Raw genomic sequence first — 26,882 nt, 5'->3', positions numbered from 1 at the left:
GCTCAGAAGGACCCCTCCAGGGCAGACGACCGGTCGCCGTTGCCTGGCCTGTGGACGTAGATGGTCCGGTCCTGGTAGATGCGGACCTCGTGCTCCTCGACGCGGAAGGTGACGGAACCGAACGCCGCCGACTGCCCGCCAGCCGGTGCTTTGAACAGCGTCGCGAGGGCGTCGACGTCGATGTAGTCGTTGAGCGGCGGGAGGTCGAGGGGGTCGTCGCCGCGCGCGGCGGCCAGTCGCTCGACGATGTCGACGAGCAGCGAGTCGGCGGCCCGACCGTCCGTAATGCCACCCGAAACGTCGGCAAGGGAAGTAGTATCGACGGTGGTGTCTGTCATCGCTCCAGTGTAGACCCCCTCCACGCATACGTAATCGCGATAACCCTATACGGGTCACGCGGGAGCCCACTGCTAGATAGCTAGCATCGACGCTACTCGTCGTCGAACAGCAGTCCGAACAGTTTGCGCTCGCTCGTCCGGATGTGGCGGCTGACGGTCGGTTGCGAGATGTCCAGCAGCGCCGCCAGTTCCTTCCCGCTCGTCTCACGTGGCCACTCGAAGAAGCCACTGAAGTACGCCGTCTCGAGCACCTCCGCCTGTCGCTCGGTCAGTCGGTCGCGGTAGGTCGCCTCGAACTCCGCAGAGGTCCTGACGGGTCGGTTCTGCTCGACCCGAGCGACCAGTTCGGCGCCCTCGTACCGTCGGACGAACATCCGGATGAACGCCTTGACGTCACCGTTCCGCGGGAGTTCGATGGTGACCTCGCCACCCTCCGACCCGGCGTACATCGCGGTCGGGTACGCGCCGTAGGAGACGAGGTCGGCGAAGAAGCTGTCCTCGCCGACGATGGCCTCGAACCGGCAGCTCTCCTCGCCCTCGGTGAGCAACGTCAGGTGGTCGACCGTCGTCGTCCTGTCGGCGAACTCGTAGACGGTCTCCGGGTCGACGCCGGTCGTCTCGAAGAACACCCGTAACGACCCGTCGGGCCGCTCGACGAGGGTCTCGAACTCGAACGTCCCGTCGGTCACGTCGGCGAACCCGATGGCGGGGATGGTGTCGTCGGTGACGGTGAACGTGAGTTCGACCGCGGCGTCGCCGACGATGGCTCTCTTGCGCTCGATGGCGTTGATGGCGTACCCGACCATGTTCCCGAGTTCGCCGAGCACGGCGACCTCCATCTCGTCGAACACGCCCGGTTCGTCGGCGTAGAGGTTCAACACGCCGTACACCGTCTCGCGGTAGGCGAGCGGGATGGAGATGCCCGCCCGGTAGCCGCGCTGGAGCGCCTGCTGTCGCCACGGCTCGAACGGCGGGTCGACGTGGAGGTTGTTCTGGACGGCCGGTTTGCGCGTCTTGAACGCCGTCCCCGCCGGCCCCTGGCCGGTCGGACTGTCGTCGACCGTGATCTCGATGTCGTCGAGGTAGCCGTCCTCGCGGCCGGCGCTCGTCCGTGGCGTGACCTCGTTCCCGACGGCTCCCTGCTGGGCGACCCACGCGAAGACGTAGGGGTCCGTCCCGGCGAGTTCCTCGCAGACCGCGGTCTCTATCTCCTCGCGAGTGGACGCCTCGACCAGTTTCCCCGTGAGCCCCCGGATGACGCCGTTGAGACGGTTGAGCCGTTCGAGCGCGTCGTTGTGCTCTTCGAGCCGCGACTTCTGGGTCCGGAGTTCCTGCTCGCGGTCGACGCGGTCGAGGGCCGCGAGCGTGTTCGCGACGAGGATGCGCGAGACCAGGACGTCGGTGTCGGTGAACGACCCGGCCGTCTCGGTCCCGGCGATGAAGACGCCGTGCTCGCCGATCGGGAGCACCATGGCGCTCCCCAGTGGCGTCTCGCCCGTCTCCACGTCCGCGGCCGCGATGTCGTCGACGATGCGCTCCTCGTCGTCGACGAACGCCTGCCAGGCGAGATGCCAGTCGACGCCGAACAGCGGGTCGTCGCCGATGAGCGCCCTGAGTTCCGGCGTCCGCGTCTGGGGTTCGAGGTGGCCGGTCGCCTCGTTGTAGTACTTGATGGTCGTCAACGGGAGCCCGAGTATCTCCTGTGCCCCCTCGACGACGATGTCGGCGACCTCGCCGGGCGTCTCGGCTGTCGTCAGCGCCTGCCCGACCTCGTTGAGGCGAGCGAGTCGCTCCTCGCGGCGCTGGCGGTCGCTGATGTCGCGGACGACCCCGGTTCGCCCGTAGACGCCTTCTCGTACTCGAACAGCGTAATCCGTGCCTCGATGGGGACCTGCTCACCCGACGCGGTGGTCAGGGTCAGTTCCATCGTCGCCTCGTCGTCACCGCCACGCCGAATCTGCTCCTGGAGCGCGCGTGCCTCCTCGATCAATCGACTCTCGACGAACTCGCTGGCCGGCCTCCCGACGAGTTCCTCGCGGTCGTACCCGATGAGTCGGCAGTACGCGTCGTTGACCACGACGAAGCGTCCCTCCCCGTCGAGGGCGTAGAGACCGTCGCTGACCGTGTTCATCACGACCTCGTGCTGCTGCAGGCGGCGTTCGCGGAGCTTTCGCTGGGTGACGTCCTGCAGGGAGAACACCATCGCACTCCCCTCCCCGGCCTCGTGGTCGAGCGGTGCGCCGTCGACAGCGAGCCAGCGTGGCCCGTCGTCCGTCTCGATGCGTAGCTCTCCCGATACCGACTCCGTCGACTCCACCACCCGACGGTAGGGGTTCCCGCTCGTGTCGACCGGTTCGCCGTCGAACGAGACCATCTGGAGGTCGAGGTCGGCGGCCGTGAGCGGCGGGTCGTACTCGCCGACGTGGAGAATCTCCGTCGCCCGGTCGTTGACGTAACTGAAGGTACCGTCCCGTTCGAGGATGGCGATACCGACCGGGCTGGTCTCGAGGATGCGCTCGTTGAGGTTGCGCTCCTCGCGGAGCGCCGTCTCCGCTTCGAGACGCTCCATCAACCGCCCGAGGTCGGCGGCGATGGTCCTCGTCGCGTCGACCATCGTCTCGTCTGGCTCTCGTGGCTCCGCGAGGAGGAACACCATGACGGCGACGACCGTCCCGTCGCTGACGATGGGGACGCCGAGCGCCGCGTGCAGACCGGCCTCCGTCGCGGCCGCCGACCGGAAGAACGGGGCGTCGTCGGTAGCGACGTCGGTCAGCCACTCGGACTCTCCCGACTGCCAGACGCGGCCGACGGAGCCCTCGTTCAGGTGGAACGTCACGTCGTCGGTCGCCTCGGCGAACGTCTCTGTTTCCGGGGACGTGACGTACGGGTCGGGGACGCGTTCGAGGTGCTCGCCGTCCGGGCAGACCCACGCCTCGCCGTAGCGCCAGTCCATCGCCTCGCCGATGGCGTCGACCGCGATGCGGAGGCCCTCGTGGAACGAGTCGGCCTTGAGTATCTGCTGGGTCGCGTCGTGGTAGAGGTCGCGTTCGGACTGCAGCCGTCTCCGGTCCCGGATGTCGCGGATGATACCGGTGAAGTAGCGCTCCTCGCCCACGGAGAACTCCGAGAACGAGATGCTCAGCGGGATATGGTGGCCCGCTTTGTGGCGGCCGGGGAGTTCGATATCGTCCCAGTCGAGCGTCCGTTCGCCCGTTTCGAGGTACCGTCGCACGCCCGCCCGGTGGTCGTCCGTGAGCCCCTCGGGCATCAGCATCGTCAGCGGCTCGCCGACCACCTCCGACGGGTCGTACCCGAACACCTCGGCCACCGCCGGGTTCGCGTAGCGGATGGTGCTGGACTCGTCGACCGAGACGATGGCGTCGGACGTCGTCGACGCGAGCGTCTCCAGGTACCGACTCGTCCGCGGAGGGCTGGCCCCGTCCTCCGCCTCCCCGAGGTACGTCGAGAGGTGGTGTTCGACGACCCGCCCCTTCTCCGGGCCGGTGTAGTGGACGAACTCGTCGACCCCCGCCTCGTAGGTTCGGTCGATGAGCGACTCCTCGTCGTGCCGGGAGACGAGTATCGTCAGGAGGTCCGGCTGGGCCGCGAGACAGCGCGTCAGCGCCGACAGCCCGTCGCCCTCGGGCAGGTCGTACTGCGCGATGACGCACGTCAACTGTTCGCGCTCCGCGATTCGCTCCGCCTCCGCGGGCGACGCGGCGGTCAGTTCGCACGACTGCTCGCCGAACCCATCCAGATACGCGGCTATCGACTCGGTCTGCTCCGCGTCCAATCCCACGCAGAGAACCGTGAGAACATTGGCTCCACGTGAGAGTTTCACTACGAGTCGTTCACCACAGTCACTCATCATTCTTGTGACGACGATATCTGTAGTGCTTCATATGGAAAGCCCACGTCCGACTGCAGTGGCCGATGACGCCGCTGGCAGGGGTCGACTCCCAGGCTCCGCTCACCCCATAGAGCGTGTGGGGCGCGACGGTGACGCCCCGGTCAATGATAGCCTTGCTGTTGCCTACACAGCTCCGTCGTTCTATCGGTCCATCCCCCGATAGATGGTACTACGTATCGAGGCAATTGTTGACATAGCCACCCCGGACGGGTACCGACGAGCAGCGTCGTCCATCGAGCGACTGGCCGAGCGCCAGGCGGGGCGGAGCATCGAGGCCCGCGAGTCGCGAGCCGAGTCCCGAGACGGCCGGAGCGCTCGCAGACCGCCACGAACGGGTTCCCTGCGTCCAGCCCTCCGAGTTCAGAGTGGCTGGTCGGTCCCCACCCCGGCCTCGGTCGCCGCCTCGTAGACGACGGTCGCCGCCGCGACGTCCATCACCGCCGACCCGACGCTCTCGACGACCACTACCTCGTCGTCTGCCACGGGACCGGCCGTCGCCCGCTCGGTGGTCCCGTCGAACAGCGCGCCGAGCGGGACGAGGTCCGCGACCGTCCGGTCGGTAGCCGCGACGTCGCCGGTCTCGACGGCCTCCTCGGGGACGTCCGCGTACAGGCGGTCGGCGCGCTCGACGAGCGCCGCCGGGAGTTCCTGCATCGACGCCTCGTAGGCACCGATGCCCACGACGAGCGTCCCCGGACCGACCGCGTTCGCCGGAACGACCGGGTCGGCGCTGGTCGTCGCCGTGACGACGACGGTAGCCCCCTCGACGGCCGCCGCCGGGGAGTCAACCGCGTCGGCCGTCAGTCCCTCTGCCCGCAGGTCGGCGACGCAGTCGTGCTTCGAGTCGCTCGGCGAGTAGACCCGGACCCTCTCCAGGTCCGCCAGCGCGGCGACGGCGCGGGTCTGCCAGCGCGCCTGTGCGCCCGCGCCGAGGACGCCGAGGGTGACCGGCCCGGCCGCCAGGTCGCGCGCCGCCAGCCCACCGATACAGCCCGTCCGGGCGTTGGTGAGGGTCGTCGCGCCCAGCACCGACACCGGCGCACCCGTCGTCGCGTCCGCGAGGACGAGCTGCGCGTGGAGCGTCGGGAGCGAACGTCCCCGGTTAGCCGGGTGGACGCTGGCGAGTTTCGTCGCGAAGTACGGCGCGCCGTGGACGTACGCGGGCATGGCGAGCGCCGTCCCGCGGGCGTCCTGTTCGTCGGGGCACCCTCCTCCGTCGGGCCCCGTCTCGCCGTCGACTCCGGCACCGACGGGGTAGTGGGGCCGCTCCGGGCGTTCGACTGCTCCCCGCGTCTGCGCCACGAGCGCGTCCTCGACCGCCTCGGCGAGCGGGTCGAGGTCGAGGACCCCCCGCACGTCGTCGTCGGAGAGGACGAGCACCATCCCGGTCAGTGCCCCTCGAACCCGGGCGAGCGTCTCTCGACGAACGCGCGGACGCCCTCGTCGAAATCGTCCGTCTGCGCCGCCCTAACCATCCCCTCTGTCTCGGCGCGGGGGGCGCCGTCGTCGAGCGTCGTCTCGAAGTTCTCGTCGTCGGGGTCGGCCATGCGAGTCGCTCACCCGGCGGGCGCAAAAGCGTTCGCTCGCGGGCGTTCGTGGCGAACGAGCCACTGTCGAAGGGACAACCGCTCGCTTTCACCTCCGGAAGACGTTTCACTACACCAGAACGACGCCCGACCATGAGACGGCGACAGGTCCTCGCTGGACTCGGCGCGCTCGGCGTCGGGGCCACGGCTGGCTGCTCCCTCCCCGGTTCCGAGACGACCATCTCCAACCCCGTCCGGGACGCGGACGACGACGGCACCGACCCGTACCTCTCCTTCCGAGACGATGACGAGGAGGTTGCGTCGCTCGGCTTCTCGCCGAGCGTCCCGGATACCGGTTCTATCCGTGTGACGGCACATCTCCCGCACCGAGACGGCACCGAACTGACCGATGCGACGTTCGACTTCCGGATGGTACGGGACGGTGAACCCGTCGCCACCATCGTCGCGCTCGTGACGCCCGTCACGGTCGAGAAACCGTACGTCTCGGCCACGTTTAGCGGCAGTCGGGGAAGCAACGTCAGTACAGTCAGAATCGACGACTTCGGTGACCTCGCCGACGAGACCGCGAACCTCCACTTCCTCGTCGACCGGCAGGAAGCGGGAGCGTCCACGCTGCACGTCGACGCGACCGTCGGCCTCGACGGTGGTGGCCTGCTCGGGAGCCAGTACACGCTCACCGGTGAACTCGACGTGCCGATTCCCGCCCGAGGCTCGGCGTAGCGGAGCCACGGTGCTGCGTCCCGCCGAGCGTCCGGGCTACCCCGACCGCTGGAACTCGGGGTCGAACATCTGCGCCGAGGTCGGCGCGGGGTCGCCGGGCGTGCAGTTGTACTCCGAGAAGTCCTCGACGCCCACCTCGCGCAGGACGTCCTCGTCGTAGACGGCGTGCCCCGTGAACTCGCTCGGGTCGCGGTCCAGCAGTTCGAGCACCGTGTCGGCGAGGATGTCGGGCGTCCGCCAGTCCTCCTCGGTGCCGAGCCCGAAGTACCGCGTCGCGCGGGTGTCGAGGGCCGTCACCGGCCAGAACGCGTTGGCGGCGATGCCGTCGCCCTGGAGTTCGCTCGCGAGCGAGAGCGTCACGAACGTCATGCCCATCTTCGCCCACGCGTAGGCTGCCTTTCCGGGCGCGCTGGACACCTTCACCGGCGGCGCGTTCGTCAGGATGTGTCCGCCGCCGTTCTCCTTGAGGTGCGGGATGAACGCTCGCGAGGTGACGTACGTGCCGCGCACGTTGACGTCGGTGACGAGGTCGAACCGGTTGGCGGGCATCTCCTCGACGGAGGCGAGCTGGATGGCGCTCGCGTTGTTGATGACGATGTCGATCTCGTCGAACACGTCGATGGCCTCGTCGACGGCCTCGTCAATCGCCTCGGTGTCCCGGAGGTTCAACTGGATAGCGTGGGCGTCGACGCCCCGCTCCTCGCACTCCTCGGCGGTCTTGTGGATGGTCCCCTCCAAGTCGGAGTCGCTGTCGTCGACGGTCTTGCCCGTCGAGACGACGTTACAGCCGGCGTCGGCCAGCGAGAGCGCGATCTCCTTGCCGACGCCGCGCGTCGTACCCGTGATGAACGCGGTTCGGCCGCTCAGGTCGGGGGCTTGGAACGACATACCGGACGATGACCGACCGCTCACAATAACGTTCCCCCCGGACCTCGTCCGTCTCGGCGATTCGGTCGACCGCCTCGGTGAGTCCGCGACGACCGCCAGGTCCATCGCGTCGCGCTTCTCGAGGCGGTCGATGAGCACGTCCGCCCGGTGGTCGTCGACCTCGACGCGCGCCAGTCCGTTCTCCGTCGTCAGCTCCTCGCGCCTCCTGCGGTACCGCGCAGGGGACCGTACGAGAAGCACGCTGTGGGTACGATTACCCGGGTGGCGCTACTCCGCCAGCGTCTCGGCAGCGTCGTCGAGCGGTTCGTAGCCCAGCGTCCGCATCGTCTCGGTGAGCGTGAAGTACCGCTCGCTGTTCTGCGAGATTGCGTTGACCGTCACCGGGGAGTACGGCAGGTCCGCGGTCGCCGACTTGAGGAACACGTCCCGGCAGTCGTGGGGACTCAGCCACGTCGCGCGGGCGAACCGCTCGCGCTCCGGTTCCGCCTCGGCGACGACGTCGCGCAGGTCGTCGGGCGTCATGTACCAGCCGATGCGGAGGTTGACGATCTCCAGGTCGTGTCTGTTCGCGTAGAAGCTCGTCAGGCCCTCGCAGGCGACCTTGCTGACGCCGTAGAACGAGTCCGGACTCGGCGGCGCGTCGCCACACACCGGTTCCGCGTGGTCGAGCGTCATGTGCTCGGGGTCGTCGTCCGCCGCGTTGTACGTCCCGACCGCGTGGTTCGAAGAGGCGAAGACGACCCGGTCCACGTCGTGCTCGACGGCCGCGTCGAGGACGTGCTTCGTCCCCTCGACGTTCGTCTCCAGCGCCAGGTCCCACTCGGTGTCCGGCTCCGAGGCCCCCGCGAGGTGGAAGACGACGTCGTAACCCGCGAGTTTCTCGTGGACGTCGTCCGGGTCGGTGACCTCCAGCAACTCGCTCTCGATGTCCTCGTGTTCGGAGTGCGTGAACGCGTCGACCTCGTGGTCGTCGAAGTCGCCGTCCTCGACCGCCGCGACGAGTTCCCGACCGACGTTGCCAGCCGCGCCCGTGAGCGCGATTCGAGTCATGAGGCGACGAACGAGTCCCCGACGGGTAGCGTTGGGGTTCGCGGAGACACCGTGGGCATTCTGTGCTCTCGTTAGTGGAGTGCAGTTGCTCGACGGTTCGGCGAGTTCGGAGGGGGAATGCGCCGTCCGGGAATTGAACCTCACTCGCTCCCTGCGGTCGCTCGCTGATTCGATTCCCTCGGTAGCGATTTCGTCCTCGCTGTCGCTCGGACAGAAATGCGCCGTCCGGGAATTGAACCCGGGCTATTGGCTTGGGAAGCCAATGTCCTACCACTGGACCAACGGCGCTCTCGTCTGGGGCACCTCTCTGTCGGTGCGTTCAGCATCGGTAATTCTCCATCGCACCACTTGAACGTAGCGACTCCACGCGAGTAGACCACATCCGAGAACGAACGGATTTCGGCCCTTACCCGGCCTTCCAAACCGTTGTCGTAGTTCGACCCGCCACACTGCGCCACAGCTGAACGAACGTCCGGAAATATCGCACGACAGGGCACCTATTAGTCGGTAGAATGCGTTCCGACCGACATGAGTGACGCAGTCGCCGCGACGAACGACCTGCCCATCGACCTCACGCTCTCCGACGACGAACTCGACGCCCACCGCGAGCACATCACCCAGTTCATCCGGCGTGTCGTCGACGACGCGGGAGCCGACGGGGCGGTCATCGGGCTCTCGGGCGGCATCGACTCGACGCTGACCGCTCACCTCGCCGTCGAGGCGCTGGGCGAGGGTGCGGTCCGGGGCCTCGTCCTCCCGAGCGAGGTCAACACGGAGGGGAACATGAGCGACGCCGAGCGCGTCGCCGAACTGCTCGACATCGAGTACGACGTCGTCGACATCGAACCCATCGTGGACGCGTTCTTCGAGGCCGCACCGCTGGAGAACGTCGACGACCGCATCGGTTCGGACCCGCTTCGCACCGCCGCCGGGAACGTCCGCGTGCGGACGCGGGGCGTCCTGAACTACTTCGTCGCCAACGCGGAGTCCCGTATCGTCCTCGGGACGGGCAACCGCTCGGAGACGCTGACGGGCTACTTCACGAAGTACGGCGACCAGGCCGTCGACTGTAACCCCATCGGCAACCTCTACAAGCGGCAGGTCCGCCAGCTTGCGGACTACGTCGGCGTCCCGCAGGACCTCGTCGAGAAGCCCCCGAGCGCCGAGATGTGGGCCGGTCAGACCGACGAGGAGGAGATGGGCCTGAGCTACGACCTGCTCGACGCGATTCTCGTGCTCCACGTCGACGGCCCGCTGTCGGCCTCCGCGACGGCGAGCACGCTCGACGTCGACGACTCGGTCGTCGCCCGCGTCGACGAACTGTACGCCCAGAGCGAGCACAAGCGCCACCTCCCGCCAGCGCCCGACGCGCTCTCGCTCTGAGTCTCGGTCTCTGAACGGATTCCAGTCGAGTCCTCCCGACGAGATTCCGCGAAACGCTTTTACACGCCTCGTCGCGTTCGTTACAGGTATGCACCGCTCACGCGCGGGATTCGACTCGACTCCCCGGTCCGTGAGCGGCGTCGCCGTCCTCCTGTAGCTGGTGTCGCGGCCGACCGCAGTCTGCCACGGTCCACCGTCGACCGTCGTCTGCGCGGCCGCACGCGAACCGCCTCCGACCACACAGTCACCAGCACGTCATGTCAGACACGTACGACCTCCGCGACAGTATCGCACACCTCGAATCGCTCGACGGCGACGGCACCGAACTCGTCACCGTCTCGGTACCACCAGAAAAGTCGCTCCGCTCCGTCCGCGAGCGTCTCGCGGGCGAACACGCCAGCGCCGAGAACATCAAGGCAGACCGCACGAGAGACCGCGTCCAGCGGGCGCTCGACCGCCTCCAGCGCACGCTCCGCGAGTACGACGAGACGCCCGAGAACGGCCTCGTCGCCTACGCGGGCGTCGTCGACGGCGACCTCCGCTCGTTCGTCTTCGACGACCTGCCAACGCCCGTCGCCGCCTCGACGTACCGCTGTGACGACCGGTTCGTCCTCGACCCGCTCGAAGACGCCGTCGCCCCCGACGAGACGTTCGGCCTCGTCGTCGTGGAACGCGGCCGCGCCGCCGTCGGCCGACTCGTCGGCGAGCGCGTCCGCCCGGTCTGGAGCAGCGAGAGCCAGGTGATGGGGAAGACCCGTGCGGGCGGCCAGTCGGCCCAGCGCTTCGCCCGCGAACGCGAGCGCCAGGCCAGCGAGTTCTTCGGGCAGGTCGCCGACGTCGCCGCGGACGCCTTCCTCGGCGAGGACCCCGTCGCCGGACTCGTCGTCGGTGGGACGCTCACCACGACGCGAGCGTTCGTCGACGGCGGCTACCTCGACCACCGCCTGCAGGAGCGACTGCTCGGGGAGTACGCCGTCGAGTACGCCACCGAGCAGGGTCTCGAACACCTCGTCGAGCAGGCCAGCGACCAGTTGCTCGACGCCGAACAGCGCGCCGCCCGCGAGCACCTCGACGACTTCTTCGCTCGACTCCGCGACGGCGACGACGTCACCTACGGCGAGGCTGCGGTCGAACGAGCCGTCGAGTTCGGAGCGGTCGACACGCTGCTCCTCGCGTCGTCGGTGCCGCGAGACCGTCGCGACGAACTCGGAACCGCCGTCGAGCGACAGGGTGGCGAGGGACTCGTCGTCCCGAGCGACACCGAGCGCGGGACACAGTTCACCGACGCGTTCGGCGGCGTCGGCGCGCTCCTCCGGTTCCCGGTGAACTGAGCGGAGAAGCCACGAAGGACGGTAGGTCGCCACGCTCGTCATCGTACCCACCAGACGAGCGCCCCACCGCGACCACTGACCGAACCGATAAGGACGCGCTCCGTCTACCTCCCACATGGCCGATTCGTCCGACGAGAGCGAGACGGTCTGCCCGCTCTGCGCGGTCGGGTGCCGCCTCACACCCGGCGAGGGCGGGCGGGCACGAGGGCGGACGGGACCCGCCAACCCGGACGGACGCCTCTGCGCGAAGGGAGCCACGGCGTTCGAGACGGTCGCGGACGACGAGCGACTGACGCGACCGCTGGTGCGTCGCGACGGCGACCTGGTGGCCGTCGACTGGGCGACCGCTCTCGACGAGGCCGCCGACCGGCTCGGGAGCGTCCGCGACGCTCGCGGTCCGGACGCGCTCGCGTTCTTCGGCGCGCCACACTGCACCAACGAGGAGAACTACCTGCTGGCGGCGCTCGCCCGGACGCTCGGGACGAACAACGTCGACAACCGGGCGCGGCTCTGTCACGGCTCCGCGGCGGGTGCGCTCGAACGGCGCTTCGGGTGGCCGGCGTCGACGAACACCTACGAGGACCTCGCCGAGTCGGACCTCGTGCTCGTCGCCGGGGCGAACCCGGCGGTCCAGCAACCGGTCGCGTTCGACGCGTTCGTCCGGGCAGCGGGTGACGACGACCGCGAACTCGTCCACGTCGACCCGCGTCGCAACGAGACGACCCGCGCCGCCGACCGCTACCTCGCACCGCGACCGGGCACCGACGCGCTGTTCTTCCACCTCGTCTGCGCGACGCTCCTCGACCGCGGGGCCGTCGACGAGACGTTCGTCGAAGCGCGGACGACCGGGTTCGACGCGTTCGCGGCCGCACTGACCGCCCTCGACGTCGAGCGGGCGGCCGCCGCGACGGGCGTCGACGCCGAGGAGATACGGAATCTCGCGGACCGCATCGCAGCGGCGGACCGCGTCGTGGCGATGGGCGGCACCGGCATCGAGGACGACGAGGGGTCGCCCACGGCCGACGCCATCCTCGACCTGCTGACGCTGACGGGGAACGTCGGCCGGCCCGGCACCGGGTTCACGCTCCTGCGCGGCCTCAACAACGAGCAGGGGGCGACCGACACGGGCTGTCGCCCGGACCGCCTCCCCGGCCACGCTTCCCTCGACGACGAGGCTGCCCGCGACCGACTGGCGAGCGTCTGGGGGACGGAACCGCCGACGACGCCCGGACTGGACGAACGGGAGGCGCTGGCCGCGTTCGGCGAATCGGTGTTCGGGACGCTCGTCGTCGGCGAGAACCCGGCCGTCGCCAAGCGCGACGACGCGTGGGTCGCGGACCGGTTCGAGTCGCTGGACGCGCTCGTCGTCGTGGACGCGTTCGAGACGGAGACGACCGAACACGCCGACGTCGTCCTCCCGGCGGCCGTCGGCCTGGAGAAGTCCGGAACCGTGACGAACATCGACCGGCGCGTCCAGCGACTCGCGCCGACCGCCGACCCGCCGGGTGAGGCACGCGCCGATTTCGACGTGCTCGTCGAACTCGCGGACCGACTCGTCGAAGAGTGGACGCCGCCCGCGACGTCAGCGGTGGCGTCCGACGAACTCCGGACCGTCGTCGCGCCGTACGCGGACCTCTCGGACGACGTGGGCGAGCGCTGGCCACGAGGGCGTGGCGACGCGCTCTACGCCGAGTCGTTCGACACGCCCGACGGCCGGGCCGCGTTCGGAAGCGTCGAGGGGCGCGTCGACCCGCCCGGCGACGACGAACTGGTCCTCGTCGTCGGGAGTCGCGCTGGCGGGTTCGACGGGCCGGGCGAGGCCGACGACCGACTGGGGCTGAACGCCGCCGACGCCGAGCGACTGGACGTGGCGGACGGCGACCGCGTCCGCGTCGAGGCGGGCGAGGCGAACGTCGAGACGGTCGCGGACGTCGGCGACGCGGTCCGTCGCGGGACGGTCTACCTCCACGCCGACGTCGCCGACCCGCTGGTCAGGAGCGGGCGGTCGGCGGTTCGCGTCACCCCCGTCGGGGAGCCGTAACTGACCGCGGTGGGGACGTTCGGCTCGGCCACGACGCTGGACGGCCGTAGCTATTTGCCGGGGGATGGCGTCTGTCACCGCATGGCAATCGACCGGCTGACCGGCCAGCGCATCATCGGTACGGTAGCGTTCGTCGGACTGCTCGCTACACTCGCCGTCGCTCGGGCGCTTCGCGGGGAGCACGAGCGACCCTACCCTACACCGGGATTCGAGTACGTCCCGTCGAACCCGAAGGAGAAAGACGGTGAGCTGAGCTGAACGGTCAGCGGCTGGTGGGAAAACCGCGACAGGGGGCTGGGATGTGAAGGAGTGACATGTGCAAGCAGAGAACCCATGCCCATCCCCCGTGACAGTGGTACGATGCACGATGCGGGAATCCTCGGGGAGAACCCGGCCCTCAGGGTCTCCTCGGGGGGACGACAGCACACACAGGCGCGAGAACTGCTACACACCGCCCGCGAGCAGGCCGACGAGGTGAGCGTCGCGGAGGTCGGGTCGACGGGGCTGGTGACCCTCGAGCCGCTCGTGATGGCCACGCTCGACGGCGAGACCGCATTCTTCTCCCGCTGTTCGGTCGACCGGCTCCGGACGGTCGTCGAGGACCTCGACGACGGGACGCTCTCGACGGACGAGGCGCTGGCCGTCGCGGAGCACGATCCGGAGACGACGGCGCTCCCGATACCCGAGGAGACGCCGATAGCGGTCGGCGAACGGACCGTCCTGAGTGCGTGCGGGTGGGCGTCACCCCTGAGCCTGGACGACCGGCAGACCATCGGGGAGTACGTCTGTCCGGACGTCGACGAGGACGACGAGTCGGTGGCGGCCCTCCAGGAGGCAAACCTCCGTGGTCGCGGTCGGGGCGACGGCACGACCGACGAACCAGTCGCCGAGCACTGGGCGACCGCCCGTGACACCGAGGGCGACGCGGCGGTCGTCGTCAACGCGAACGAGGCGGACCCGAACGCCGACATGGACCGCCTGCTGCTGGAGAGCGACCCCTTCTCCGTCCTCGACGCCGCGCTCGCGACGGCCAACGCCGTCGGCGCGACGAACGTCGTCGTCTACACGGGGAAGGGCGACTCGCTGGCGCGAGACCGGGTGAGTGCGGCCGCCTCCGCCCTCGCCGAGGAACTCGACGACCTGCCGCCCGTCGAGGTGCTCGCCGGCCCCGACGAGTACATGGCGGGCGAGATGACGATGGCCATCGAGGCGCTGGAGGGCAACCACCGCATCGAGGCACGCTTGCGGCCGCCGTACCCGAGCCAGGAGGGGCTCTACGGTCGGCCGACGCTCGTCCACACGCCGCGGACGCTCGTGCAGGTCGGCGCGGTCCTCCGGGCGGCGGCGTCGGACGCGGAGCCGACCGTCGCGGCGTCGTCGGACCCCGGCACGCGACTGTTCACGGTCGCCAGCGACGTCGACGCCCCGGCGACGATCGAACTGTCGACGGACGACGACCTCTCGACGGCGCGGGAGGCCGTCGAGTTCGACGGCCACCTGAAGGCCGCCTGCATCGGCGGCCAGTTCGGCGGCCTGAGTCGGACGCTGGACGTCCCGGCGCGGGCGAACGCGCTGATCGCCGCCGGTCTCGGCACGAACGGCGTCGTCGAACTGCTCGGCGAGGACCAGTGTATGGTGTCGTTCGCCGGGAACCGGGCGAAGTTCGCCAAGGACGAGAACTGCGGCCGGTGTGTCCCCTGCCGCGAGGGGTCGACGCAGCTCGTCGAGATACTGCGCGACGTCTACGACGGCGAGTACCGCTCGGAGAAGCTACGCGAACTGCTGCGCGTGATGGGCGACACGAGCATCTGTCAGTTCGGGCAGACCGCACCGCGACCCGTACTGACCGCGATGGACGAGTTCGAACCGGAGTTCCGCGCCCACGCGGACGGCCGCTGTCCGACGGGGGCCTGCGAACGTCAGAAGGTGACACAGACATGAGTTCCGACCCAATCTGGGAGAGCACGCGACGCAACGAGACCGACCAGCCACAGATCGGTCAGACGCTGGCGACGGGGACCGCGACGGACCCCGACGTCGGGAGCACGGAGACGGCGACGGTCACGGTCGACGGCCAACCGGTGACGCTCGACGAGGGCAGCGTCCTGCTGGACGCTCTCGAGCGCGTCGAGACCGACGCCGAGGTCTCGGCGCTCTGCTCGTACGACCACGAGGAGCGCATCGGTCCGCGCAGCGAGTGTCGGACCTGCATGGTCGAGACCGAGGAGGACGGTCTCGTCCCGTCCTGTTCGTACCCCGCCGAGGACGGCGCGACCGTCCGAACCGACTCGGGCGGAGCGACCGAGGCGCGGGACGTCAACCTCGACCTCGTGCTCTCGGACCACAACCTGCTGTGTACGACCTGCGGGCAGAACGGCCGGTGTGAACTCCAGGACGCCTCCATCGAGGCCGACGTGGAGGACCCGCGCTACGGCGTCAACCACGACCGCGAGACGTACGAACCGGTCGACGTCTCCTCGCCGTTCATCCAGATCGACCGCAACAAGTGTATCCTCTGCAACCGCTGCGTCGAGGCCTGCAACGACGTGCAGGTCGCCGGCGTCCTGCGAGTGGAGGGCCACGGCGAGGACACCCGCATCGGGTTCCAGAACGGGGCCGAAGAGATGATGGAGTCGACCTGCGTCTCCTGTGGCCACTGCGCGACGGTCTGCCCGACCGGAGCCATCGTCGAGGAGGGACTCGTCGACATGGGGACCATTCCAGTACCGGGGTTCACCCAGGCCAACAGCATCGGCGAGACCGTCGGCGAGGACTTCACCGAACGACCGCGCCGGATGACCAGCATGTTCAGCGAGGAGAAGACCGAGAACACGCCGGTCGTGGAGGCGCACACCGACCACGTCTGGGAGGAGGAGGCCGATGACTGACGACGGCTCCGGACGACGAAGCGAGAGCGAGTCGAGCGACGACCAGGGCGAGTACAAGAAGGGCGTCGCGGGCTTCATGCAACGCGCCAAGGAGCAGGCGAAGGAGCGGGCCTCGTCGCGCAGCGAGTCGGTCGTCCCGACGAGCAAGGGCGCGGAGGCCGGCAAAGGGCCGGGGCTCGACACCTCTGCCGTCCGGAACGAGGCGCTCAAGCGGGTCGAACACGTCGTCTCCGGGACCGCCGCGAAGGCGTTCACCGAGGGCCGGCTGTTCGACATGGCCGACGCCATCAGCGACTACCGACTGGAGCAGGTCGACGTCACCGATACGACCTGTACGTACTGTGCGGTCGGCTGTCGGTTCGACCTGTACACGAAGGACGGGAAGGTGCTCGGCACGCGACCGACCGACCCCGAGAAGGCGCCCATCAACGGCATCTCGACGTGCGTCAAGGGGAAGTTCGGCTGGGACTTCGTCGACAGCGACGACCGCCTCACCGAACCGCTGGTCAAGGAGGACGGCGAGTTCCGCGAGGCGACGTGGGACGAGGCGCTCGACCGGGTCGCCGACGGCCTGCGGGACATCGAGGACGACCACGGCGCGGACGCGCTCGGGTTCGTCTCCTCGTCGAAGGCGGGCAACGAGGACAACTACGCGATGCAGAAGTTCGTCCGGCAGTCGTTCGGGACGCACAACGTCGACAACTGCAACCGCCTCTGTCACTCGCCGACGGTGTCGGCGCTCTCCTCGATGGTCGGCTACGGGGCGGCCTCCGTCGACCACGACGACCTGGAGAACACCGACTGCTACCTCATCACCGGGTCGAACACGACCGAGAACCACCCGGTGCTCGCGACGCGCATCAAGCAGAACGTCCTCGACGGGGCGGACATCTACGTGTTCGACCCGCGCGAGGTTCGGATGGCGGAGTTCGAGGAGTCCCACTACACCCGCGTCGAGCCGGGCCAGGACACGGTGTGGATCAACGGGATGGTCCGCCACGTCATCGAGGAGGACCTCCACGACGAGGCGTTCATCGAGGAACGCACCACGGGCTTCGAGGAGGTCAAGGAGAGCGTCCAGAAGTTCACACCCGAGTACGTCGAGGAGGTCACCGGCGCGCCGCCCGAGGAACTGAAGGAGGCGGCCGAGGCCGTCGCCAAGGCCGACTCCTGTTGCTTCTGCTGGACGCTCGGCCTGACCGAACACGCCCACGGTACCGAGAACGTCGTCGCGATGGCGAACCTCGCGCTCGTCACCGGCCACGTCGGCAAGGAGCACTCCGGGCTCTCGCCGTTCCGCGGCCAGAACAACGTGCAGGGCGGCGGCGGCGACATGGGGCCGATTCCACCGAACTTCCCCGGCTACCAGTCGGTCACCGACGACGAGAACCGCGAGAAGTTCGAGGAGGCGTACGGCGTCGACCTGCCCGACGAACCGGGGCTGACCATCACCGAGCAGTTCCTCGCCGCCGACGACGGCGACATCAAGGGGATGTACGTGATGGGCGAGAACCCGGCGCTGTCCGAACCGAACGTCGCCCACGCCGAGGAGATACTGGCGAACCTCGACTTCCTCGCCGTCCAGGATATCTTCATGACCGAGACCGCAGAGCACGCCGACGTCGTCCTGCCGGCGACGACGGCCGCCGAGTCGAACGGGACGTTCACCGCCTCGACCCGGCGCGTGCAACTGGTCAAGCAGGCCATCGACCCGAAGGGCAACAGCAAGCAGGACTGGCAGATCGTCCAGGAGCTGTCGAAGCGGTTCGGCAACGACTGGGGCTACGAGACCGCCGCGGACATCATGGACGAGGTCGCCGACCTGACACCCATCTACGGCGGCATCAGCCACGACCGACTGGAGGAGGAGGGCGGCCTCTGCTGGCCCTGCTACGACGAGGACCACCCCGGAACCGGGACGATGTACCTCGACGAGTTCGAGACCGACGACGGCCTGGCCCACATGCGCGCCCCGGACGTCCGCGGCCCCTCCCGCGAGGTCGACGAGGAGTTCCCGCTCGCGCTCACGACGGGCCGCGTGCTCTACCAGTACCACACCGGGACGATGACCCACCGCCAGGAGGGCATCATGGCCATCAGCGGTGAGAACTTCATCGAGATACACCCGGAGACGGCCGAGGAGCTCGGCGTCGCGGACGACGAGTACGTCGTCGTCACGTCGCCACACGGCTCGATTCGCGTCATCGCGCAGGTCACCGAACGGCCGGGGCCTGGCACCGTCTTCATCCCGATGCACTTCGAGGAGTCGGCGGTCAACCTCCTGACCGACGAGGAGGCGCTCGACCCCGACGCGCACGCTCCGGAGTACAAGCACACGCCCGTCAGTGTCCGCCCGGCGGACGACCAGTCGGACCTCGCGGGCGGCGTCGCGGCCGCAGAGGACATCGAGGACCTGCCGCCGACGCCGGGTGCGTCCGAGTCGCCGGAGAGACCCGGCACCGGCCACGAGGACGTCGAGTCCGACGACTGAGGACGACCGAGCGACGTGGAAGTCCTCGGTCGCCACCCCTCTCCCTACGCTCGGAGCGCGCCCGTCGCGTCAGTCCCGCCTGAGCGCCTCGGCGTTCCGCTCGACGAGCGTGGCGAACGCGCTCGTCTCCCGTTCTTCGCGGTCGGCGTCCGCTCCCCGGTCGCGCATGAGCGGTTTCAGTTCGGCGAGGGCGGCGTGGTCGTTCGCCGCCAGGTCGCGGGCGACCATCGCGGGTCGTTCGACGACGCGCGAGACGAGCCCCATCCGGAGCGCCGCCTCGGCGTCGATGGAGCGCCCGGAGAGCGCGAGGTCCATCGCGTTGCCCTCGCCGACGATGCGCGGGAGGCGGAGGGTGCCGCCCCACGCGCCGAGCAGCCCGAAGGTGACGCCCGTCTCGGCGAACGTCGCGTCGTCGGTGGCGACCCGGAGGTCGCACGCCAGCGCGAGTTCGACGCCACCGCCACGGGCCGCGCCGTCGACACCGGCGAGCACGACGGCCGACGAGTCCGCGATGGTCCGGGCGACGCGCTGGCCCTGCTCGGCGAAGGCGGCCGCCGCGTCGGTGTCGCCCCCGTCGGCGACCGCGACGGCGACGTCAGAGACGGCGTCGAGGTCCGCGCCCGCACAGAAGGCGTCGCCCGCACCCCGCAGGTGAACGACGGGTTCGGGCGGGTCGGCGACGGCGTCTTCGAGCGCGTCGAGCAGGTCGGGGGGGAGCGCGTTGCGTCGCTCGGGGCGGTCGAGGGTCACCGTCCGGACGCCGTCGGCGTCGTCGATTCGGAGCACGAGCGTCGCTGGGCCGCGGTTTCCAAAGGTCTTTGCGTGTACCGCGGCTAGCTCGTGGCGATGGAGGACGCCGCCGCAGTCCGTCGGACCGCGCGCGCGTCGGTCGACGACATCGAGCCGGCACGGCTCCGCGACGACCTGCGCTCGTTCATCGACGACGGCTCGATGGTCCCCGGCGTGGTGACGACGCTCGTCGCCCGCACCCACGGCGTCGAGGGCGACGCGCTCTACGAACGCGCCGCCGGCGTCCAGTTGATCTACGAGGGCCTCCGCCTCACCCGCTCGCTGGCCGACGACGAGCCGTGGCTGTCGGGCGACCGCGACAGCGGCGACATGCACGTCCTCGCCGCGAACGCGCTGGTCGCTCGCGGGTTCTACGTCCTCGCGTGCACGGAGGCCGCCGAGGCCGCCGTCGCCGTCGTCCGCGCGTTCGGCCGCGACGAGACCGAACGACGCGTTCGGGGGGAGGAGGAGACGACGCTCGAAGCCGACGTCCTCGAACTCGCCGTCGTCGCCGGAGTGACGGCCGGTGGTGGCGAACCGACCGCCGACCTGCGGTCGATGGCCACCGACCTGGCGAGCACGCTCGACGCGCCGTTCCCCGCCGTGGCGGCCCTCGACGACCACGACCTGACCGAGCGCGTGTCCCGTGATACCGGCGCGTTCGCCGACCCGTGAATCGAAACCACTAAAGTCGCGTCGGGGCATCTACGAAACGCGCACGGCGCCTGGGTAGCTTAGCGGTAAAGCGCGTCCTTGGTAAGGACGAGAGCCCGGGTTCAAATCCCGGCCTAGGCTTCTTCCGAACCCCTCACGACGAGCGACAGCGAGGAGTGACGGGTGAGCGAGAAGCCGAACACGGGATTTGAGCAGACGAGTCGCAGCCCGCGCAGCGAGTGAAACGAGCGAGCAGGACCGTCTCGGCGTGTTCAAATCCCGGCTTAGATGTGTTATACTGGTTATCGGGTTTCAATACCCTTAGCGCAGTGATTTTGATATATTCGCGTGTTCGCGCCTTGCCTACCAGTAAACTGCGACTGGCTTGATTACCACGACCGAATCATCGGTCGTAAATGCCCCTGAATCCACAGAAACGTCCTCTGAGCTGTTCATGTCTTCCATACTCTCCTCAAACGTCTCGCGGAGTTCATCTATATCATCATCGTCGAGAACCGTCTCTGCGACACGGAGCAGTTCTGCATAATTCCAGCTCCCATCCTTGTTTGTCTCTACGACCCGACCAAGTACCGTGTACTTTTTCTCAGAGAGGAATTCTCGAGGTTCCGTCCGTAGGTTGTCCTCAGACAGCAGCATTCCGCATTGCGGATAGGTGCCATCCGTGTTCTCATTTTCCTCTTCGTCAACGTTCAGCATCAAGCAGATATCGTCCCCATAGATAACGTTTAGCGCTTGCTGGAGTTCCTCCCCAATCGCGTCACTCCGAGATTGCATGAATTCGTTCCCAGTACCCTGCCCTAGGTCGGCCATCTGTTCCAACCAGTTCCCACCACCACCGAAGAGGCCGCCGCTATTGTCTGCGGCAGCCTCACCGAACGGGTCTTTCGTTCCTGGCCGAAATCCATCACGAGGACCGTCCTCCGTGTTATCCTCAGGCTGAAGCTCTTCGAGACGGTTTGATATCGTTTTCAAGTCATCGACTGCAATAAGTCGCTGAAGCGCCAAAATGAGACGATATAATGGATCGGTCGTCCCCTCTCCCGTCACCTCCACGACATCACCGGGCTCCACGTCAGACGTGATTGGCTTGATCATGTCCTCGCTATCTAACTCTTCCCGGAGTTGTGTGTGAAGGCCCTGGTCAATGACGCGATCCGCGGTTTCGGTCATTCTCTGGCCAGTGATACTGCCACCAAGGTTTCCGTCGATTCCGAGCTTTCCGAGCCAATCAAGCAACGGGATTGCGGCCTCAGCTGTGCCGCCGACACCACCTTCGCCAGTGTACTCACGGCCTTCCTGTTGCTGCCGGGATTCAGGGACCCAGCCGTACATTGAGGCGTACCAAGAATCGAGGCTTCCGGCATCGAGATACACGTAGTCGCGGACTTCAGGGCCATTTTCGGAAGAGCCGAACATACCCGACCGTTACGGATGTATGGTGAAAAGTGACACCAAAGAACAGTGAAAGTGAAATGCTGGATTGAAGGGTCGAGAGAATTCGTTTGGAGACCGTAGAATCAAAGAAATCGGCGCCTCTGTTGCCGGTCGTCCCAAGAAGACTGCTTGCACTCCCACTCCCTCCTTTCAGGAAAAAATCCCAGCAATTTCCCAAATCAGGCGAGGCAAACCGCTTGAATCCATCCGAACCCAGACTCGGATGCGAGCCTTGGGCGCACTTACCCGTCCGAAGAAGATAATGTGATATTTTAATTATGTGTTCGGTTTGGGAAGGGCGAGGGCCTGAGGTCAAATCCAGCAACAACTGTATTCAAATCCTACCATTAGCACCCCTCACGACCTGATAGGCAAACTGGACAGCCTACTCCTCGTGCTCCTCCTCCTCCAGGAAGTCGTCGTCACCGCCGTTGAACTGCCGACCAAAGATTTCGTGGTAGGTAGAATCCCTGCGCTCGGTCGGTTCCCAGTCGACGAAGTAGTCGTCGAGCGTGTTCGCCACCGTCTCCCCAAGCGAGTCCAGTTCCTCCTCGACCATCGAGGCGGTGGACCAGGAGTCGATGCCCGCACACGCTTCCCGAGTCTCCCAGTCGTCGGGCACCGTCGGGGCCTCGTACTCGACGCGCTCGCTGGCCGGGTTCCAGTAGAAGTCGAGCGACCCCACCATCGACAGGAACGGAGCGGTCGCCGGGTCGTCGTCGGACAGCGGCGTCTCGTCGGCCCACTGGTAGAACCCCTCGCCCCAGGCGTCGTCGTCCGAGAGGAACGCCTGGAGCTCCTGCCGTCGTTCGCCGTCGTCACCGCCCTCGATGGTTCCGTCGGTGACCACGGGCGGGTCGGTAGGGGTGGTGTCCAGGCTCATACTCGGAGTACGCGACGCGAGGAGATTAACTGGCGTGTCCCATCAGGTGAGCGTCAGCACGACGAAGAACGCCAGCACCACCTCGTTGATGACCCAGGCGTTGTCGTTCATCCAGTCGCGGATGGTCGGCAGCGCTCGCTCGGCGCGTTCGCCGAGTGCCAGCACCGCCAGCCCCGGGAGCGCGATGAACAGGAGCGTGAGCGCGACGAACCCCCACGCGTCGAGGAGCGGGAGGTCCTCGGAGGCGAGCGTCGTCCCGACGGCGACGGCGGTGAGGATGTCCGTCGGGAAGAACCCCAGCAGCAGGAAGCCCAGTCGGAACGAGAACCACGGACTCGCGCTGGTGAGCGTGCCCATCCACTTCGGGGGTTCGGACTCCTCGCGGGTGAGGTAGGTGTGGACCATCGCGGCGAGGAGGAGAGCGACGACGACGTACGGGAGGAGCGGTCGCGAGTTCGTCTCGCGCGCTCCGGTCCCGCCCAGATAGTACGCGATGGCGACGATAGCGCTGATGGAGAGCGCCGCGCCGAGGACGTACGCGAACGAGTTGCGCCGCCACCGTTCGCTCGTCGCCAGGAAGACGGCGCTGAGTAGCTGCGGCCCGGCTACCATCACGATGGCCAGCGGGAGGATGGTCGCGAAACTCATCGACGCCACTCCGGACGGTGACGGCTCCGTACTCGCTGGTCGTACCCCCACATACGGTCCCGAAAGGTAGGCCTCGAACAGTCAATAAGTTGACGATTGTGCTGGTGGTGCTCCTCAGACGCCCAGTCGGTCGAGTCGTTCCCGAACTGCCGCGACCAGTTCGTCGCGTCGGCCAACGTCCGCGAACCACCACGCCTGCTGGCAGTAGAACACCACCTCGTAGACCGCCTGGCGCTCCTCGAACCCCGGCGCGAGGGTCGCCCGGTCGCGGTACCGCTCCAGGAACGCGTCTCCGGCCGTCTCGGTCCACAGCACGTACGTCACCTCGGCCTCGGGGTGGCCGTAGTAACACGCCGGGTCGACGAACGCCGCCACCCGGTCGCCGGCCACGACGAGGTTCTCGTACCAGACGTCGCCGTGGAGCAGTGCGGGGGCGTCGGGGGCGTCCAGCAGGTCGGGCAGTCGGTCGCCGAGTCGCCAGATGCGGCGGAGCAGGTCGTCCGAGAACCCCACCTCCGAGGTGGCGAGGGCGGCGTAGTACCGCAGTCGGTGGTCGCGGACGAACGCGGGCCACGAGTCGGTCCACGGGTTCGGCTTCGGCAGCGGTCCGGCGGTGGTGTCGAACGGGAAGCCGAACCGGTTCGCGGTCACGTCGTGGAGCGCCGCGAGGTGGTCGGCGAGGTCGCGTTCGACGGCGGAGGTGACCGACCCCGACCCCGCGACGAACGGGAGGAGCAGCAGGTCGTCGCTGGCGTGGAGCACGTCGGGAACGGGGAGCGAGGAGTGTTCGGCGAGGTAGCGGAGCATCCGGGCCTCGACGGTGAGCGGGGTGGGCGCGGTCTTGGCGACGACGCGACGACCGTCGGCGAGGTCGACACGCTCCGCTCGGCCGGTGACGCCACCCTCCAGCCGTTCGCTGGCGACGACGCGGCCCCCGAGGACGGACTCGATACGGCCGCGCCACGCTCGCCGGTCGGGGAACCCGGTGGGGACGGCCTCCGAGGAGTCGTGTCCGTCCTCGTCGGCCCCCTCGGGGTCCTCTGGGTCGTCGGCCATCCGGTTATCGGGAGGTTCGCGCCGGAGTCGCCCAACAGTTTCGGTCGGAGGAGACTGAGCCGTGCTATCGGCGAACACGGTAGTCGAACGCAGGTGCGGACTAGTCCCATACTAGGTAGGAAAAGGGCATTGAAGACTATTATCATTATCAATCATAACAGTTTTTACTCGGCTTCTGGGAGTACGGGGTACGACACGCGGAGCGGCCGCGTGCCAACCGAACCATGAAGGATTCACAGGACAAGGTCGCGAGTCGAGTGCGGAGCACTGAGACGAACATCCGGGACGTCGACAACCCGGCGGGGCGAGAGTTCCGAGAACTGCTGGACGGCGAACCGTACGTGTTCGCCCCCGGCCTCTACCACGCGCTGGACGCCCGTCTGGCGGAGATGGCCGGACACGACGCCGTCTACATGAGCGGCTACTCGACGGTGCTGGGCCAGTTCGGGTTCCCCGACCTGGAGATGGTGACGATGACCGAGATGGTCGAGAACGCCAAGCGCATCGTCGAGGCGACCAGCCTCCCCGTCGTCGCCGACTGTGACACCGGCTACGGTGGCATCCACAACGTCCAGCGCGCCGTCCGCGAGTACGAGAAGGCCGGCGTCGGTGCCATCCACATCGAGGACCAGACGTCGCCCAAGCGCTGTGGCCACATCGCGGGCAAGCAGATCGTCTCCCGCGAGAAGGCCGAGGCCCGGTTCTCCGCGGCCGTCGACGCCAAGCAGAGCGAGGACACGGTCATCATCGCCCGGACGGACGCCTACGGCTCCTCGAACGGCGACTGGGACGAGCACCTCGAACGCGGTCGCATCTACGCCGACGCCGGCGTCGACCTGGTCTGGCCCGAGATGCCCGACCCGTCCCGCGAGGACGCCGTCGAGTACGCCGAGACGCTCCACGAGACCCACCCGGACGTCGACCTCGCGTTCAACTACTCCTCCAGTTTCGCCTGGAGCGAGGAGGAGGACCCGCTCACGTTCTCGGAACTGGGCGACCTCGGCTACAAGTACATCTTCATCACCCTGTTCGCCCTGCACTCGGGCGCACACGCCGCCTACGAGGACATGAAGAACCTCGCCGAGAACGCCGAACAGGGCCAGATGGACCTCGAACAGCGCTACCTGGGCCACGAGACCGAGAGCCACCACCAGCTCTCGTTCGTCCCGCGCTACCAGGACATCGAGGCGGAGTTCGACCCCGAGGCCAGCCAGCGGATGGAGGACTCGGCCGGGTTCAGCGAGGACCGCTCCGAGCCCCTGACCTCCGAGAACGACGACGACTGAACCCGTCGGAAGCGCCCCAATACTGCCCCTACTTTAATGTTCATTCCACTTCCCTACAGAGTCGATTACGATGGCTGAGCGCAAACACGACAGAGAGTTCGTCCGGACGTTCTTCACCTCGCCGACGGCGGTGCAGGGCGAGGAGGACTCCGCGAAGATGATTCGCAGCGCGTCCGGCCTGCGCGGGATGCAGGCCCCGGACGTCTGGGTGCCCGACAACGAGGACGCGACGGCCCCCTCGATGCGAGACGAGGGCGCGGACAACATCGTCGAGGTCGTCGCCGAGAACGGCGCGGACTTCCCCGGCGAGATCCACCCGCGCATCGTCTGGCACCGGGACAGCCCCGCGACCCGCTACCAGTGTCTCCAGCACCTGCTCCAGATAGCGGACCCGGAGAAGGGAGCCATCGAGCACATCGACGGCTTCGTCATTCCTGAGGTCGGCGACATCGACGACTGGAAGAAGGCCGACGAGTTCTTCACCATCGTCGAGAACGAGTACGGTCTCGACGAGGGGAGCCTGAAGATGTCCGTCATCATCGAGAGCGGCCAGGCCGAACTCGCGATGGGCACGCTCCGCGAGGAGATGGGCAAGCCAACGAACAACCTCGAACGCCTGTTCCTGCTGGTCGACGGCGAGGTCGACTACACGAAGGACATGCGCGCCATCACGCCGACGGGCGCGCTCCCGGAGTGGCCGGAACTGCGTCACAACACCTCGCGCGGTGCCAGCGCCGCCGGTCTCATCGCCGTCGACGGCCCGTACGACGACATCCGCGACGTCGAGGGCTACCGCGAGCGCATGACCGACAACCAGGCGAAGGGGATGCTCGGCATCTGGTCGCTCACCCCCGGCCAGGTCGTCGAGGCGAACAAGTCGCCGCTGCCGCCCCAGACCGGTAGCTGGCTGCTCGACACCGGTACTCAACAGGTCGAACTCACCGACGAGGACGGCGTGCAGGTGTACGACGGCGATCGCGTCTCCCTCGAGGAGGACGGCGGGAGCTACACCCTCTCCGTCGGCGGCGACGAGCAGACGCTCGACGAGGACGAACTCCGAGAGGAACTCCTCGACCTGACCGAGTACGTCCCGAGCATGGACGACATCGTCGACTCGATGGAGGAGTTCGAGGCCGCTCGCGAGGGTGGCACCGGCGCAATCGCGATGGAGCAGTCCGCGACGCTCCGTATCGACGGCGTCGAGATCGACGTCAGCAACGACCGGATGTGGGACGAGGCCACCTACCAGGCCGCGATGACCCCCATCAAACTGTTCCAGGACGTCTACGAGAACCGTCCGGACCAGCACGAGGACCTCGCCGACCTCTACAGCGAGGACGTCGTCGACCGGGCGATGAGCGTCGGGCAGTAGACGACCGGCTCCGATTTTTCCAGTCGCTGCGGCTTTCTTTCAGTCGTCTCCATAGTGACTCAGCTGATAGACTTGTGCCGCGTGTGCATCGCTCAGAGGCGTCTCAGGAGCGCTCGAAGTCAGCCAATGTGGCCTCTCTGCTTGGTGTGAAA

General features: G+C 67.8%; 23 protein-coding genes and 2 tRNA genes. 12 read left to right on the top strand and 13 right to left on the bottom strand.

Translation table 11 applies throughout. The features are described from left to right. Positions 1–2 precede the first annotated feature (2 nt). The 5 genes from MX571_RS06475 to MX571_RS06455 all read right to left on the bottom strand — a co-directional run bounded on the left by MX571_RS06475 (position 3) and on the right by MX571_RS06455 (position 5,795). Positions 3–338, bottom strand: a complete 336-nt coding sequence (locus MX571_RS06475; RefSeq protein WP_247414769.1) for a HalOD1 output domain-containing protein — start codon at positions 336–338, stop codon at positions 3–5. A 92-nt stretch (positions 339–430) separates the two neighbouring features. Beyond that, positions 431–2,095 (bottom strand): bacterio-opsin activator domain-containing protein, encoded by a 1,665-nt coding sequence (locus MX571_RS06470; protein ID WP_368409040.1) that lies wholly within the window; start codon positions 2,093–2,095, stop codon positions 431–433. Further along, complete coding sequence (locus tag MX571_RS06465) at positions 2,092–4,137, bottom strand: PAS domain S-box protein (RefSeq protein WP_247414767.1); 2,046 nt, start codon at positions 4,135–4,137, stop codon at positions 2,092–2,094. Before MX571_RS06465 ends, MX571_RS06470 begins: the two co-directional genes overlap by 4 nt. 471 nt (positions 4,138–4,608) lie before the next feature. After that, positions 4,609–5,631: an ornithine cyclodeaminase family protein gene (locus MX571_RS06460; RefSeq protein ID WP_247414766.1), complete on the bottom strand. Its 1,023-nt coding sequence runs from the start codon at positions 5,629–5,631 to the stop codon at positions 4,609–4,611. A 5-nt stretch (positions 5,632–5,636) separates the two neighbouring features. After that, complete coding sequence (locus MX571_RS06455; protein ID WP_247414765.1) at positions 5,637–5,795, bottom strand: hypothetical protein; 159 nt, start codon at positions 5,793–5,795, stop codon at positions 5,637–5,639. A 132-nt stretch (positions 5,796–5,927) separates the two neighbouring features. On the opposite strand from MX571_RS06455, the gene MX571_RS06450 reads away from it, so the two are divergent. Continuing rightward, on the top strand, positions 5,928–6,515 hold the full coding sequence (locus MX571_RS06450; protein ID WP_247414764.1) for a DUF8121 family protein: 588 nt from the start codon (positions 5,928–5,930) through the stop codon (positions 6,513–6,515). Positions 6,516–6,551: 36 nt separating this feature from the next. Here MX571_RS06450 and MX571_RS06445 read toward each other — a convergent pair whose 3' ends face one another. From MX571_RS06445 to MX571_RS06435, 3 genes are all read right to left on the bottom strand, one after another. Then, positions 6,552–7,403, bottom strand: a complete 852-nt coding sequence (locus tag MX571_RS06445; protein ID WP_247414763.1) for an SDR family oxidoreductase — start codon at positions 7,401–7,403, stop codon at positions 6,552–6,554. A gap of 267 nt (positions 7,404–7,670) precedes the next feature. Next, a complete protein-coding gene (locus tag MX571_RS06440) occupies positions 7,671–8,453 on the bottom strand; it encodes an NAD-dependent epimerase/dehydratase family protein (RefSeq protein WP_247414762.1) in 783 nt (260 codons plus the stop codon). A 217-nt stretch (positions 8,454–8,670) separates the two neighbouring features. Next, positions 8,671–8,741 (bottom strand) — tRNA-Gly (locus MX571_RS06435). A 240-nt stretch (positions 8,742–8,981) separates the two neighbouring features. Here MX571_RS06435 and MX571_RS06430 point away from each other — a divergent pair. The 7 genes from MX571_RS06430 (at position 8,982) to fdhF (ending at position 18,587) form a co-directional block, all read left to right on the top strand. Then, positions 8,982–9,836, top strand: a complete 855-nt coding sequence (locus MX571_RS06430) for an NAD+ synthase (RefSeq protein ID WP_247414761.1) — start codon at positions 8,982–8,984, stop codon at positions 9,834–9,836. 257 nt (positions 9,837–10,093) lie between these two features. Beyond that, the gene (prf1, locus tag MX571_RS06425) at positions 10,094–11,167 is read left to right on the top strand and encodes a peptide chain release factor aRF-1 (protein ID WP_247414760.1); all 1,074 of its coding nucleotides are present in this window, start codon (positions 10,094–10,096) and stop codon (positions 11,165–11,167) included. Positions 11,168–11,282: 115 nt separating this feature from the next. Next, positions 11,283–13,208 (top strand): molybdopterin oxidoreductase family protein, encoded by a 1,926-nt coding sequence (locus tag MX571_RS06420; RefSeq protein ID WP_247414759.1) that lies wholly within the window; start codon positions 11,283–11,285, stop codon positions 13,206–13,208. 81 nt (positions 13,209–13,289) lie between these two features. After that, complete coding sequence (locus MX571_RS06415; RefSeq protein WP_247414758.1) at positions 13,290–13,466, top strand: hypothetical protein; 177 nt, start codon at positions 13,290–13,292, stop codon at positions 13,464–13,466. Positions 13,467–13,541: 75 nt separating this feature from the next. Next, a complete protein-coding gene (locus tag MX571_RS06410) occupies positions 13,542–15,149 on the top strand; it encodes an NADH-ubiquinone oxidoreductase-F iron-sulfur binding region domain-containing protein (RefSeq protein ID WP_247414757.1) in 1,608 nt (535 codons plus the stop codon). Further along, complete coding sequence (locus MX571_RS06405; protein WP_247414756.1) at positions 15,146–16,096, top strand: 2Fe-2S iron-sulfur cluster-binding protein; 951 nt, start codon at positions 15,146–15,148, stop codon at positions 16,094–16,096. The genes MX571_RS06410 and MX571_RS06405 overlap by 4 nt, the downstream gene beginning before the upstream one ends. Continuing rightward, positions 16,089–18,587, top strand: coding sequence for a formate dehydrogenase subunit alpha (fdhF, locus tag MX571_RS06400; protein ID WP_247414755.1), 2,499 nt, complete (start codon positions 16,089–16,091; stop codon positions 18,585–18,587). Before MX571_RS06405 ends, fdhF begins: the two co-directional genes overlap by 8 nt. A gap of 69 nt (positions 18,588–18,656) precedes the next feature. Here the strand turns inward: fdhF and MX571_RS06395 are convergent, their stop codons facing one another. Beyond that, positions 18,657–19,373: an enoyl-CoA hydratase/isomerase family protein gene (locus MX571_RS06395; RefSeq protein ID WP_247414754.1), complete on the bottom strand. Its 717-nt coding sequence runs from the start codon at positions 19,371–19,373 to the stop codon at positions 18,657–18,659. 60 nt (positions 19,374–19,433) lie between these two features. Between MX571_RS06395 and MX571_RS06390 the strand changes: the two genes are divergently transcribed. Both MX571_RS06390 and MX571_RS06385 read left to right on the top strand, forming a co-directional pair. After that, positions 19,434–20,051 (top strand): DUF7114 family protein, encoded by a 618-nt coding sequence (locus MX571_RS06390; RefSeq protein ID WP_247414753.1) that lies wholly within the window; start codon positions 19,434–19,436, stop codon positions 20,049–20,051. A 48-nt stretch (positions 20,052–20,099) separates the two neighbouring features. Then, a tRNA-Thr gene (locus MX571_RS06385) sits at positions 20,100–20,171 on the top strand. 222 nt (positions 20,172–20,393) lie between these two features. Here MX571_RS06385 and MX571_RS06380 read toward each other — a convergent pair. The 4 genes from MX571_RS06380 to MX571_RS06365 form a co-directional block, all read right to left on the bottom strand. After that, a complete protein-coding gene (locus MX571_RS06380) occupies positions 20,394–21,467 on the bottom strand; it encodes a DUF6414 family protein (protein ID WP_247414752.1) in 1,074 nt (357 codons plus the stop codon). A gap of 403 nt (positions 21,468–21,870) precedes the next feature. Then, positions 21,871–22,368, bottom strand: a complete 498-nt coding sequence (locus MX571_RS06375; RefSeq protein ID WP_247414751.1) for a DUF7992 family protein — start codon at positions 22,366–22,368, stop codon at positions 21,871–21,873. A gap of 42 nt (positions 22,369–22,410) precedes the next feature. After that, a complete protein-coding gene (locus MX571_RS06370; RefSeq protein WP_247414750.1) occupies positions 22,411–23,016 on the bottom strand; it encodes a GAP family protein in 606 nt (201 codons plus the stop codon). A gap of 114 nt (positions 23,017–23,130) precedes the next feature. After that, positions 23,131–24,072, bottom strand: a complete 942-nt coding sequence (locus MX571_RS06365; RefSeq protein WP_247414749.1) for a fructosamine kinase family protein — start codon at positions 24,070–24,072, stop codon at positions 23,131–23,133. A 224-nt stretch (positions 24,073–24,296) separates the two neighbouring features. Between MX571_RS06365 and aceA the strand changes: the two genes are divergently transcribed. Beyond that, positions 24,297–25,358, top strand: a complete 1,062-nt coding sequence (gene aceA, locus MX571_RS06360; protein ID WP_247414748.1) for an isocitrate lyase — start codon at positions 24,297–24,299, stop codon at positions 25,356–25,358. Between the two features lie 70 nt (positions 25,359–25,428). After that, a complete protein-coding gene (gene aceB, locus MX571_RS06355; protein ID WP_247414747.1) occupies positions 25,429–26,730 on the top strand; it encodes a malate synthase AceB in 1,302 nt (433 codons plus the stop codon). The last annotated feature ends 152 nt before the right edge of the window (positions 26,731–26,882 follow it).

Source organism: Halomarina salina (assembly GCF_023074835.1).
Lineage (GTDB): Archaea > Halobacteriota > Halobacteria > Halobacteriales > Haloarculaceae > Halomarina > Halomarina salina.
This window is presented reverse-complemented; position numbering and strand designations above follow the sequence as displayed.